10 protein-coding genes are annotated in these 11,909 nt (G+C 62.0%); 5 read left to right on the top strand and 5 right to left on the bottom strand.

Features of this window, described 5'->3' with window-relative positions:
* Positions 1–27 precede the first annotated feature (27 nt).
* Positions 28–1,410 carry an MFS transporter gene (locus tag J2857_RS28740; RefSeq protein WP_210013488.1) on the top strand — a complete coding sequence of 461 codons (1,383 nt, stop codon included), beginning with the start codon at positions 28–30 and terminating at the stop codon, positions 1,408–1,410.
* A gap of 200 nt (positions 1,411–1,610) precedes the next feature.
* Here the strand turns inward: J2857_RS28740 and purH are convergent, their stop codons facing one another.
* From purH to htpX, 4 genes are all read right to left on the bottom strand, one after another.
* A complete protein-coding gene (gene purH, locus J2857_RS28745; protein ID WP_210013489.1) occupies positions 1,611–3,227 on the bottom strand; it encodes a bifunctional phosphoribosylaminoimidazolecarboxamide formyltransferase/IMP cyclohydrolase in 1,617 nt (538 codons plus the stop codon).
* Between the two features lie 86 nt (positions 3,228–3,313).
* Positions 3,314–4,996: a heparinase II/III family protein gene (locus tag J2857_RS28750; protein ID WP_210013559.1), complete on the bottom strand. Its 1,683-nt coding sequence runs from the start codon at positions 4,994–4,996 to the stop codon at positions 3,314–3,316.
* 100 nt (positions 4,997–5,096) lie between these two features.
* Positions 5,097–6,515: an RsmB/NOP family class I SAM-dependent RNA methyltransferase gene (locus tag J2857_RS28755; protein ID WP_210013560.1), complete on the bottom strand. Its 1,419-nt coding sequence runs from the start codon at positions 6,513–6,515 to the stop codon at positions 5,097–5,099.
* Positions 6,506–7,468 (bottom strand): zinc metalloprotease HtpX, encoded by a 963-nt coding sequence (gene htpX / locus J2857_RS28760; protein WP_210013490.1) that lies wholly within the window; start codon positions 7,466–7,468, stop codon positions 6,506–6,508. The genes J2857_RS28755 and htpX overlap by 10 nt, the downstream gene beginning before the upstream one ends.
* 121 nt (positions 7,469–7,589) lie before the next feature.
* Here htpX and J2857_RS28765 point away from each other — a divergent pair, with 121 nt between their 5' ends.
* The 3 genes from J2857_RS28765 (at position 7,590) to J2857_RS28775 (ending at position 8,906) form a co-directional block, all read left to right on the top strand.
* Positions 7,590–7,808 carry a DUF1674 domain-containing protein gene (locus J2857_RS28765; protein WP_210013561.1) on the top strand — a complete coding sequence of 73 codons (219 nt, stop codon included), beginning with the start codon at positions 7,590–7,592 and terminating at the stop codon, positions 7,806–7,808.
* A gap of 372 nt (positions 7,809–8,180) precedes the next feature.
* A complete protein-coding gene (locus J2857_RS28770) occupies positions 8,181–8,360 on the top strand; it encodes a DUF1508 domain-containing protein (RefSeq protein WP_245363992.1) in 180 nt (59 codons plus the stop codon).
* Positions 8,361–8,384: 24 nt separating this feature from the next.
* Positions 8,385–8,906: a thermonuclease family protein gene (locus tag J2857_RS28775; protein WP_245363971.1), complete on the top strand. Its 522-nt coding sequence runs from the start codon at positions 8,385–8,387 to the stop codon at positions 8,904–8,906.
* 38 nt (positions 8,907–8,944) lie between these two features.
* Here J2857_RS28775 and acs read toward each other — a convergent pair whose 3' ends face one another.
* On the bottom strand, positions 8,945–10,897 hold the full coding sequence (acs, locus tag J2857_RS28780) for an acetate--CoA ligase (RefSeq protein WP_210013491.1): 1,953 nt from the start codon (positions 10,895–10,897) through the stop codon (positions 8,945–8,947).
* A 239-nt stretch (positions 10,898–11,136) separates the two neighbouring features.
* Between acs and J2857_RS28785 the strand changes: the two genes are divergently transcribed.
* Positions 11,137–11,853, top strand: coding sequence for a DUF1013 domain-containing protein (locus J2857_RS28785; protein WP_210013492.1), 717 nt, complete (start codon positions 11,137–11,139; stop codon positions 11,851–11,853).
* Positions 11,854–11,909: the final 56 nt, after the last annotated feature.

An 11,909-nucleotide genomic window follows, 5' to 3' on the forward strand; every position in this document is an offset into this window, starting at 1 on the left:
GAACGAACTGGCTGATCCGGGGGAAAAATGGCCGTTACTGATGTGGACGATGCGCCGGTGAAAACGAGCCGGCGCGGCATCTGGGGCTGGATGTTCTTCGATTGGGCAGCCCAGCCGTTCTTCACCGTCGTCACCACCTTCATCTTCGGCCCCTATTTCGTCGCCCGGCTGACCGAGGATCCTGTCTCGGCGCAGGCGGCGTGGAGCAATATGGCGACCGTCTCGTCGCTGGTCATCGCCGTCTTCTCCCCCATCCTCGGCTCGATCGCCGACCAGGCAGGCCCGCGAAAACCCTGGATTGCCTTTTTCGCGGTGATCAAGATCGCCTGCGTCTCGGCCCTCTGGTTTGCGGCACCCGGCTCACCGATCATCTGGCCGATGATCTTCATGATCTTCGCGTCGATCGCCGCGGAATTTTCGACCGTCTTCAACGATTCGATGATGCCGCGGCTGGTTTCCAAGCAGGATGTCGGCCGTATTTCCAACGTCGCCTGGGGGCTCGGTTATCTCGGCGGCATGATCGTGCTGATCGCCGTCGTGACACTGCTTGCAGCCAATCCCGAAAGCGGCAAGACCCTGATCGGCATTCCCCCGCTTTTCGGCCTCGACCCGCATCTCGGCGAGGACGCGCGCATCACCGGTCCGATCTCCGCCCTCTGGTATTTCCTGTTCATCCTGCCGATGTTCTTCTTCACGCCGGACGCCAGGAAGGGCCTGCCGCTCGCCGCGGCGGTCCGCTCCGGCATAAGGGAACTTGGCGGCACGCTGCGGGACCTGAGGCAGCGCACGGGCATCGCGAAATTCCTGGTCGCCCGCATGCTCTACCAGGACGGCGTCAACGGCCTGCTGATCCTCGGCGGCACGTTTGCGGCCGGGATGTTCGGCTGGGCGACGATCGAGATCGGCATCTACGGCATCATCCTGAACGTCGTGGCGATCTTCGGCTGCATCGTCGCCGGCTGGCTCGACCGCCTGCTTGGCTCGAAGATCGTCGTGATCATCAGCCTCGTCCTGCTGCTGGTGGCGACGCTTGGCATCATCTCGACCGGCCCGGGCTTCGTCTTCTTCGGCCTTCTGCCGCTTTCGGGAGAAGACGGCGGCGGCCTGTTCGGCACCGCCGCGGAAAAGGCCTATATCCTGTTCGGACTGCTGATCGGCATCGCCTTCGGCCCGGTCCAGGCCTCGTCCAGATCCTACCTCGCGCGCAGCGTCAGTCTTTCGGAGACCGGCCGATATTTCGGCATCTACGCATTGTCCGGCCGAGCGACCAGCTTCCTCGCCACGCTGTTCTTCTCACTCATGACCTATGCCAGCGGCTCCGCCCGGCTCGGCATGGCGACGCTGCTCATCTTCCTCGTGGCGGGGCTGCTTCTGCTGTTTGCGACGCCTTATCCGGCGAACAGGAAGTAGACGGATAGCTATTCGGTCGGGACGTGGATCCTCGGGTCGAGCCCGAGGATGACGAAGTGCGTGGGATTGCCTTGTGAAAGCAATAAACCTAGCGGTTCATCAAACGTCTCTTTAGGCAGCCGGGAAAAACCCTCTACGCCGTCATCCTCGGGCTCGACCCGAGGATCCACGCCACCCTCAGAGCATGACGTCCAGCAACATCAGTGCCGGAAATGCCGCATTCCCGTGAACACCATGGCCACACCATGCTCGTCCGCGGCCGCAATCACCTCGTCGTCGCGCATCGAGCCGCCTGGCTGGATGACCGCGGTGGCACCGGCGGCGATCGCGGAAAGCAGACCGTCAGCGAAGGGGAAGAAGGCTTCCGAGGCAACGGCGGAACCCTTGGTCATCGGCTCCGCCCAACCCATGGCCTTGGCCGCCTCTTCCGCCTTGATGCCGGCAATGCGGGCGGAATCGATACGGCTCATCTGGCCGGCGCCGATGCCCGCCGTCTGGCCGTTCTTGGCGTAGACGACCGCGTTCGACTTCACGTGCTTGGCAACCTTGAAGGCGAACTTCATGTCTTCGAGCTCGGTCGGCGTCGGCGCACGCTTGGTGACGACGCGCAGGTCGATATCCTCGACCATGCCGTTGTCGCGGGTCTGGACCAGCAGGCCGCCCGAAACGGTCTTCGCCGTCAGGCCGCGCGAGCGCGGGTCCGGCAGGCCGCCGGTCACCAGCAGGCGCAGGTTCTTCTTGGCGGCGATGATCGCCTGGGCCTCGTCGGACACTTCCGGCGCGATGATGACTTCCGTGAACAGCTTGACGATCTCCTCGGCCGTCTCGGCGTCGAGAAGCTGGTTGACCGCAATGATGCCGCCGAAGGCCGAGGTGGAATCACAGGCAAGCGCCCTGAGATAGGCTTCCTTCAGGCTCGGACCGGTCGCCACGCCACAGGGGTTGGCATGCTTGATGATCGCGCAGGCCGGCGCCTTTTCCGGCGAGAACTCGGCGATCAGCTCGAAAGCACCATCGGTATCGTTGATATTGTTGTAGGAAAGCTGCTTGCCCTGCAGCAGTTTTGCGGTCGCCACGCCCGGACGGTTCTCGCCGGTCACGTAAAAGCCGGCGCTCTGGTGCGGGTTCTCGCCGTAGCGCATCTCTTCCTTCAGCACGCCACCGATCGTCCGGTAGCGCGGGATCTCGATGTCGAGCGCTTCCGCAAACCAGTTGGAGATCGCCGTGTCATAGGCCGCCGTGCGGGCATAGGCCTTGGCCGCGAGCTTCTGGCGGAAGGCGTAGACCGTCTGGCCGTCATTCGAACGCAGCGCCTCGATCAGCGCCGGATAATCGGAAGGGTCGGTGACGGTGGTCACATAGGCATGGTTCTTGGCCGACGCGCGGATCATCGCCGGGCCGCCGATATCGATATTCTCGACCGTCGTCGGATAGTCGCCGCCGGCGGCGCGCACTTCCTCGAAGGGGTAGAGATTGATGACGGCAAGATCGATGCCCTCGATGCCGTGTTCCTTCATCGCGGCGACATGTTCCGCATCGTCGCGGATCGCCAGCAGGCCGCCATGCACCGTCGGATGCAGCGTCTTCACTCGCCCGTCCATGATTTCCGGAAAACCGGTGACTTCCGAAACGTCGGTCACGGCAAGGCCCGCAGCAGCGATCGCCTTGTGCGTACCGCCGGTCGACAGGAGCTTCACGCCCCGCTCGGTGAGGGCCTTGGCAAGCTCGATGATGCCAGTCTTGTCGGAGACCGAGAGCAGCGCAGTGCGGATCCTGATGCGGTCGGGAGCAGGGATTTTCTTGGAAACGACGGCCATCGGTCTCTCCTGGAAAGGCGCCGCGGAACCCGGCGCAAAGGTAAGATCGCCGCCCGTTAGCACAGCTTGACGGAAGAAGAAACGGCCTATTCGCCGCGTCTCAGCATCCAGCGTATTTCCGAAGTCTCCGGCGGCGAAAACTCGATGACGAGCTGCTGGCTCGGCCGCACGCCGGAAACGTCGGCAAAGAAGATGTCCTCGTCGATCATCACCTGCAGCCCCGGTGCCGCAAAGATCCAGGTCTCGCCATCCGGCGCGCGCATGGCCACGCTTTCCTCGTCCCGCCGCGACAGCGTGATGACCGGGTGGATGTGGAAACGCGCCACCGCCAGGAAAGGCCCGTTGTCGGGGGCCTCGCCCTCCGGCAGGTAAAGCCGGTCTCGGCCCTTGATCTTGTTGCCCTTCACATTGAGGCCGATCTCGCGCTCGTGAAAGAATCCGAACTGGTGGACGTAGCCATCATGGCTGGCCCGCAGCCAGTCATTGCCGTGCATGTCGTCCCACCGTTCGACCTCCACCTCCGACACGCCTCCAAGCAGCATCGAGCCGGCAAACCGGGACCGGATGATGCGGCTGGACGAAGTTTCGTTGAGCGTCACCGTCGAATGGGCGGGTGTCGAGCGGGCCATGTGCCGGTAGTTCCGTCCGGCATATTTCGGCGAGCCGCAGTTGACGATGAAACGGTGCCGGCCGGCCGACATCTCGAAGGAAAGGCAGCCTGCGTGAGCACCGCGGGAAAGCCCCGGAGAGAGTGGACGGCCGGTATCGACGATCAGCGTCGTGCCATCCGCCGACAGGCGATGATAATGCATGTGCGGCAGCGCCTTGAACGGCTTGCCGGCGGTCTCGTCGTAACGCAGCACCGACATCAGCTCGCTCGCCGGCGTCGAGCTCGCACCGTTGAACAGCGCGAGATCGCCATCCTGGTGCCGGAAGAAGCGCAACGCCGGATACATGCGGTCGATCGCCGGAATGAGTTTTTGCGGAAGGTCGTGGCCGAGATTGATATAGGTCTGGCGCAGCGGCAGGAGATCGATCAGCAGGTCGAGCACCGCCCTCGGATTGCGCGACACGTGACCGCCATCGGCCAGGATCTGCCGCTCCAGTTCCCGATCGAGCCGCCCGCCCTCGCGGCGGATATAGGCGGCCCGCGTCGGCATCGAGATCGAGGCCATGGCGAGCGCGATCCTCAGCCTCAGCCGCGTATCGCCCTCCGGCGTGCAGCCGGCTATCTTCCTGAGATACCGGACCTGATAGGCGAGGCTTTTCATGAAGCGACGGTAGAAGCCGGCTTCCGCGCCCTGCAGCACCACCGTCGAATGGGAAAGCCAGGCGATCACCCTTTCCGCCGCTACATGCGCTTCCCAGGCAATGCCCTTCGGGCTTCGGCCATAAAGCGCGATCCAGTCGGCCACCACCTGCCGGACGCTGGCACAGGCGGCTTCCGTCTTGTTGGTGCGGATATGGCGGAGCCAGGCAAACGAATGCAGCCGTTCTGCGGCCGCCCTGGACGGCAACTCGACCGAAAATGGCGATTGTCCATAGGTTTCGAGGATCCGACCCGCCAGCGGGAACCGGCCTTCCAGGATTTCCTCCGCCACGAACGGATCGAGCGCCCGCAGATCAGTCGGGGCAACGATCAACCGATCCGGCACCTGCAGGGAAAACGAGGTCACGGCCAGGCGAAATCCTGCGGACCGCCGGCAAAGGCGTCGCCAGATTTCCCGCAAGCCGAAGGACAGGAGCCTCCGGCGATCCGCGAGCCGCATCTTCAATCTGGAATACTCCGCAGGAATCAGCCTCCGCCCCGCCGGCGGGAATCAACTATTAGATTGTTCGAAAGTATCAATCCGTATGGTGAAGAAAACCTTACCGAACCTGAAGGACGCTCGCGAAGAAGCCATCCATGCCGCCCACGAAATTTTCGCTGGCGGGCAGCATGGCCGGCGTGGTGCGGAATTCGCCGAGTGGCGAAATGGCCCCTTCCAGCCCCGGCCAGTCCTCGGGATTGACAGCCAGGCGTTTCAATTCGGGATGATCCTTGAGCACACGCACGACCAGTTCCTCGCCCTCTGCCGAATCAAGCGAGCAGTTGGAGAAAACGATAATCCCGCCCGGTTTCACCAGCGTGACGGCGTGGCGCAGCATCTTTTCCTGAAGCACCGCAAGCTTGCTCACATCCTCCGGACCCTTGGTCCAGAGCACATCCGGATGCCGGCGTGTCGTGCCGGTGGAAGAGCAGGGCGCGTCGAGAAGCACGCCGTCCAGCAGTTCTGCCGGCTTGAACTCGAAGAGATCCCCGCCGACCAGCTCCGCCTCGTAATCGAGCCGCCCGAGGTTTTCCTTGAGCCGTGCCAGCCGGTTAACGGATTGTTCGACGGCGATCACCTCGGCACCGGCCGCAATCAGCTGCGCCGTCTTGCCGCCGGGCGCCGCACAGAGATCCGCAACCTTCTTGCCCTTGAGGTCCCCGAACAGCTTTGCCGGAATGCTGGCCGCAACGTCCTGCACCCACCAGACGCCCTCATCGAACCCTTCCAGCGCGGAAACCGCGCCATCGAAGGCCGTCAGGCGAATGCTGCCGGTCGGCAGAACCGTGCCGCCGAGCTTTTCGGCCCAGGCTGCCGGATCGGATTTGACCGTCAGGTCGATGGCCGCCGGAACCAGCTGGGCTTCGGCGATACGATCCGCCTCCGCTTCGCCGTAGAGGGCGACCAAGCGCTTGCGGAACCATGCCGGTACCGGGGAAATCGTTGCGGTCGAGGCAAGGATCTCATCCTTTTCCCGGTCCATCCGGCGCAGGACCGCATTCACCAGCTTGGCGAAACGGCGGTTGCGCGGGTCGCGATTGGCCTGCTCGACCGCAAGGTCGACGGCAGCATGCGGCGGCACGTCGAGATGCAGGATCTGCGCTGCGGCGATCACCAGCACATGGTGAAGCGCCCGCGCGCCTTCCGGCAGCGGCGTATCGATCAGCGAAGCGATCGCCGCCTCGATGCGCGGCAGATGCCGGAGTGCGGTATTGAGAATGGCGCGCGTCAGCGCCCTGTCGGCATCGCTGAGCGCCCGATAGGCCGGATTGCCATGGACGAGGTCGAGCATGCCATCGAGCGAGATCTTGCGATCAACAACGGCCGCCAGAAGCTTGGCGGCCGTGACACGAACTTCGAGGCCCGCCTTGAAGGGGCCGCTTTCCCGCTCCGAGTGAGCCGGTTTCCTGCGCTGTTCGGTTGGTTTGCCCGATGGCTTGTATGGTTTCTTGTTCTTCTTGTCTTCGTTCAAGACCAGGGACCTTTGCGCGGTTCATCCGAGCCGCGGCCCCAACCGGTATTCGGAACGGAGCGCGCGGTGCGCTGCGGTCTATCAGCCCGGAACCCGGCCGTCGAGGCACCGTTGCGGAACTCAGCCGCCATCTGCTGCAGTGCGGCGATACGGTTCCCGGTGTCCGGGTGGGTCGAGAACAGGTTGTCCATGCGCTCGCCCGACAGCGGGTTGATGATGAACATATGCGCCGTTGCCGGATTGCGTTCGGCCTCGTAGTTCGGGATCTGATGCGCCGCACCGGCGATCTTGCCGAGCGCGGAAGCGAGCCAAAGCGGATTGCCGCAGATCTCGGCACCGCGACGGTCGGCCGAATATTCGCGCGTCCGGCTGATCGCCATCTGCACCAGCATGGCCGCGAACGGAGCGACGATCATCGCCACGATCACGCCGACGAAGCCGAGCGGATTGTTGTTCTCGCGATTGCCGCCGAAGAAGAAGGCGAAATTGCCGAGCATCGAGATCGCCCCGGCAAGCGTCGCGGTAATCGTCATGGTCAGCGTGTCGCGGTTCTGGATATGTGCGAGCTCATGCGCCATCACGCCCGCCACTTCCTCATGTGTCAACCGCTGCATCAGCCCGGTGGAGGCGGCAACGGCCGCGTTCTGCGGGTTGCGGCCGGTGGCAAAGGCGTTCGGCTGCGGATTGTCGTAGACATAGACCCTCGGCATCGGCAGGCCGGCATTGGCCGACAGATCGCGGATCATGTTGTAGAACTCCGGCGCGCTGCGCGCATCCACTTCCTGGGCATGATAGGCCGATAGAACCATCTTGTCGGAGTTCCAGTAGGAAAACAGGTTCATCCCGGCAGCGATCACCAGCGCGATCATCATGCCGCCCTTGCCGCCGATCACAAAGCCGATCCCCATGAACAGGGCCGTCATGAAGGCCAGAAGCATGGCGGTGCGCATTACATTCATCGTCATCTCTCCCGTTGCCGATCGCCTCAAGGCAGTTAAAGGGTTTTCCCCTGGACGCGGACGCCTTATGATGTGGTCAATTCAACCAGAATTTTCAATAATCGACCCGGCAAAGCCCAAGATGCAAAACGCAGATAACGACAATTCGGAAACCACACCGGAAGAAGCTGCCCCCAGGAAGCCACTTTCCCCAGCCGCCCAGCGCGCCCTGAAGGAAGCCGAGGAACGCCGCCATGCAGCGGCCAAAGTCGAAATGCCCGAGGAATTCGGCGGCCGCGGCGGCGCCGACCCCGCCCGCTTCGGCGACTGGGAGATCAACGGCCGGGCGATCGATTTTTAGCGAATCGGCGAATGATTCGCTCCCTAGGGATGGTAGGTTTACCGTTAGGAGCCGCCATCTAACCACACTTGTGGAAATGCAGAAAATCTCTTTAAATAAATAACTTAGGTGCTTACTTGCTCAAGCAAAGGCGGCCTACATCTGGGTGTGCTTGACTCTTTGCGTAGAATCCAACTTATTTCGAGTTGCAAATGAAAAACCGCCACCCCCGGCCAAGGAAAGTGACGGTTTTGATTTTGTATCCCGCCCATTGTCGGGCGCGGGACACGGCACTTAAGCGACTCTATTGAGTCAGAATTTTTCGCTGTGGTCAAGCCCGACGCTTTTAGCACGGAGGCCATGATGGCTACTCGCGAATACCCCTCGTATTGGATGTATAAGGATAATCGCAACGAATGGCGTTGGAGGTATGATGCCTCCAACGCCGAGACGATCGCTGTAAGCAGTGAAGGCTACGTCAAAAGGTCTGATTGCCAGCGCGGCATCGACATTATGAAGGCATCCTACAATAGCCCTGTATGGCTGCCTTACGATCTTTTAGACGCCGCCTAACATAACATTGATGCCGCTGCGACCTTGCTCGTTGGCGGCCTCGTGGATAAGCAAATATTCCTATTGACATTGGTCATGGATCGGAATTTATTCCTTTCCATGACCAATGCTCTTTTGTTTCTTACTGGCATCATCGCGGTGTTCACCACCGAAGCGAAAGCCCGTGACGAGATTTCCGGGCCGGTGGTGGCGGAAATCCTGCGGGTCATTGACGGCGATACGCTGCTGGTCGAAGCACAGCCCTGGCCGCAGCAGAAGATGGAAGTTTATGTGCGCATCCGCGGCATCGATGCGCCGGAACTGAAGTCGAAATGCGAGCGGATCCGCGAAGCGGCGTTCGATGCGCACCGTGCGCTTGAAGCATTGACCGCAACATCACGCAAAATTCAGCTTACCCATATTTCCGGCGACAAATATTTCGGCCGCATCGTCGCCGACGTCGTGCTCCCCGATGGCCGCAACGCCGGGCACGACCTGCTGCTGGCAGGTCTGGTGCAGACCTATGACGGCGGGCGCAAGCCGCAGCAGGTCTGCGACACGAACTGAAAAGGCCGCCCGGTTTCCCGAGCGGCCCTTTGGTTCGATCAGCCCGCCTTGTTCTGGCGGTTGGCGATCAGGTCTTCCACGACAGCAGGATCGGCGAGCGTCGAGATATCCCCGAGCGAGCCGAAATCGTCCTCGGCGATCTTGCGCAGGATGCGGCGCATGATCTTGCCGGAACGGGTTTTCGGCAGGCCGGGCGCGAACTGGATCTTGTCGGGGGCCGCGATCGGGCCGATCTCCTGGCGGACATGCTTCACCAGTTCCTGGCGCAGCGCGTCATTGCCTTCATGGCCGGACATCAGGGTCACGTAGCAATAGATGCCCTGGCCCTTGATGTTGTGCGGATAACCGACGACCGCCGCTTCCGAGACAAGGTGGTGCGAGACGAGCGCCGATTCCACTTCCGCGGTGCCGAGCCGGTGGCCGGAAACGTTCAGCACGTCGTCGACGCGGCCGGTGATCCAGTAATAACCGTCCTCGTCACGCCGGCAGCCGTCGCCGGTGAAATATTTGCCCTTGTAGGTGGAGAAATAGGTCTGGATGAAGCGCTCGTGGTCGCCATAGACCGTGCGCATCATGCCAGGCCAGGCGTCGCTGATGCAGAGATTGCCGTCGGCCGCCCCTTCCAGCACCTTGCCCTCGTTATCGACCAGTTCCGGCTTCACGCCGAAGAACGGCTTGGTCGCCGAACCCGGCTTCAGGTCGGTGGCGCCCGGCAGCGGAGTGATCATGTGGCCACCGGTTTCCGTCTGCCACCAGGTATCGACCACCGGGCAGCGCTTGTCGCCGACCACGTTGTAATACCATTCCCAGGCTTCCGGATTGATCGGCTCGCCGACCGTGCCGAGCAGGCGCAGGCTTTCGCGCGAGGAGCGCTTCACGAATTCGTCGCCGGCACCCATCAGCGAACGAATCGCCGTCGGCGCGGTGTAGAAGATGTTGACCTTGTGCTTGTCGATGATTTCCCAGAAACGGCCCTGGTCCGGGAAATTCGGCACGCCTTCGAACATCAGCGAGGTGGCGCAGTTCGCGAGCGGCCCGTAGACGATGTAGGAATGCCCGGTCACCCAGCCCACATCCGCCGTGCACCAGTAGATGTCGCCGTCATGGTAGTCGAACGTGTATTCGTGGGTCATCGCCGCGAAGACGAGGTAACCGCCGGTCGTGTGCAGCACGCCCTTCGGCTTGCCGGTGGAGCCTGACGTGTAGAGGATGAACAGCGGATCCTCCGCCTTCATCTTAACCGGCTCGCAATGTTCCTTCACCGTGGCGATTTCCTGGTGATACCAGAGATCGCGGCCGGGCGCCCAGCCGGTCTTGCCGCCGGTACGGCGCACCACCACGACCTTGTTGACGATCACGTGCTGGCGGGCCGCGATATGGATCGCAGTATCGGTATTGTCCTTGAGCGGCACCGGCTTGCCGCCGCGCACGCCCTCGTCGCAGGTGATCACGAAAGTGGACTGGCAGTCGATGATACGGCCGGCAAGCGCTTCCGGCGAGAACCCGCCGAACACGACCGAATGCACGGCGCCGATACGGGCGCAGGCGAGCATCGCATAGGCCGCTTCCGGGATCATCGGCATGTAGATGGTGACGCGGTCGCCCTTCTTGACGCCGTGCTTCTTCAGGACGTTCGCCAGTCGGCAGACCTGATCGTAAAGCTGGTTATAGGTGATCTTCTTGTCGATATAGGGATTGTCGCCCTCCCAGATCAGCGCCGTGCGCTCCCCATGGGTCTTCAGGTGGCGGTCGATGCAATTGTAGGAAACGTTGGTAAGGCCATCCTCGAACCACTTGATCGAGACCTTGCCCTTGAAGGAGGTGTTCTTGACTTTCGTGTAGGGCTTGAACCAGTCGATGCGCTTGCCGTGCTTGCCCCAGAACTTGTCCGGATCCTCGACGCTCTCCTCGTACCACTTTTCGTATCTGTCCTTGTCGATGAGCGCTTTTGCTTTGGCAGACTTGAGGACCGGGTAGACTTTTTCGGACATGAACACCTCCCTGAATTGGCACGCATGACGACGCATCGAGCCGTCAGCGATATGTGCCGCATTCATAACAGGTGAGGCAAGGGCGGCAATTAGACAAACGTTCATCCGGGCAGCGACGATCTCGCTTCAAAGATTTGCAATTCCGTCCCAATTCGATTATAGGGCGGTAAATTCCCGGAAATTGTGGTTGATACCCACGGCCCGCGACACCGGCGCGGACGGACAGAGGACCTATACCCATGGCTCAACAATTGCTCATGCCGAAGGCGACCGCTGTATGGCTGGTCGACAATACCGCACTTTCCTTTGATCAGATCGCCAACTTCTGCAAGCTTCACCCGCTCGAGGTGAAGGCCATTGCTGATGGCGAAGCGGCGCAGGGCATCAAGGGCCTGGACCCGATCGCCACCGGCCAGCTTTCACGCGACGAGATCGAGCGCGGCGAAAAGGACATCAATCACAAGCTGAAACTTTCCGAGCCGAAGGTTCGCGTGCCCGAATCGAAGCGCCGCGGCCCGCGTTACACCCCGGTCTCCAAGCGCCAGGATCGCCCCAACGCCATTCTCTGGCTGGTCCGCAACCATCCGGAACTGAAAGACGCGCAGATTTCCCGCCTCGTCGGCACCACCAAGTCGACGATCGAGCAGATCCGCGAGCGCACCCACTGGAACTCGACCAACCTGACGCCGATGGATCCGGTCACGCTTGGCCTCTGCAGCCAGATCGACCTCGACCTTGAAGTCGAACGCGCCTCCAAGGGCCGTCCGCTGCCGACCGCCGCCGAACTCGGCGCTTCCCTGCAGCCGGCGGCCGAAACCGAAAACCTCGGCTTCAGCTATCGCAATGAGCGCGAGGAAGAGAAGGAAAAGGAGATCGACGCGGACGCCGTGTTTGCCAAGCTCTCGTCGCTCAAGTCTACCCGTCGCGACGACGACGAGGAAGACGACCGCTTCTGATCGACCCATTTCGATTGCACGAAGAAAGCCCCGGAAACGATCCGGGGCTTTCTTCG

This window comes from Neorhizobium galegae (assembly GCF_017877055.1).
Taxonomy (GTDB): domain Bacteria; phylum Pseudomonadota; class Alphaproteobacteria; order Rhizobiales; family Rhizobiaceae; genus Neorhizobium; species Neorhizobium galegae_D.